A 762-nucleotide genomic window follows, 5' to 3' on the forward strand; every position below is an offset into this window, starting at 1 on the left:
AATAATGCAGCAATCTGAAATTCTCTCGCTCGCTGAAAGACTCATTCCCGTTTATGGTTCTGAAGACTTTGATTTTGTCCTTGGTCAATTGACCGAGGAAGAGCCGCCGTCGGCCAAAATCTTAGTGAAGATGGAACTGAACCGTCTTATGGCACCATGTAAGAAGAGCATTGATTTACGTGGTCGCGTCAAAGGCGAATGTCGTGAATATGTTTTAGATGGCATTTCGCATTGGTTGGACGATGTCGCTTTTAATGCTTATCACAAGAACATTAAGAAGTTTGGCACCTACACCGAAGGCATGTGGGAAGCACTGGTCAACACGCGCAATAACTTTCGTGTGATGAGCAAGCTCGCCACACAGGAAAAGTCTCATTCATTAACCGATCCTAAAAGCCCCTTTCTCGCAGAACCGGTTCACCTCGGTTATGACTTAAAACGCCAAGAAAAGCGGTTGAAGGTTCAGTCCCAGGTAGAAATTCGCCGCGCCAAAGGGCAAATCCTTCATGGATTAAGCATCGATTTGTCGAGCTCTGGGGCAAAATTTAAAGTCCCGAGCGCATTTAAATACAACCTTGGTGAAATCATTCACGTTTCGTTTACCGAGTTTGCAGGCAAGTCGCAAGTCGCGGGCATCGAAAAGCCACTGTCGTATCGAGTATTGGCCGTAGACGATTGCTATGAAAATGATGCAGTGCGCTATCTACGAACCATTCGTCTAACGGAAACCAATGTCGTTGCGCGCGTCATCGACGAAGCATT

The 762-nt window shown here is 46.3% G+C and carries 1 protein-coding gene; it reads left to right on the top strand.

The window, feature by feature from the left end; translation table 11 throughout:
• Positions 1-4: 4 nt before the first annotated feature.
• A partial coding sequence (locus R7Q46_RS26600) for a PilZ domain-containing protein (protein ID WP_318078143.1) occupies positions 5-762 on the top strand: 758 nt, incomplete at its 3' end.

The sequence above is a fragment of the Vibrio sp. 811 genome (genome assembly GCF_033339195.1).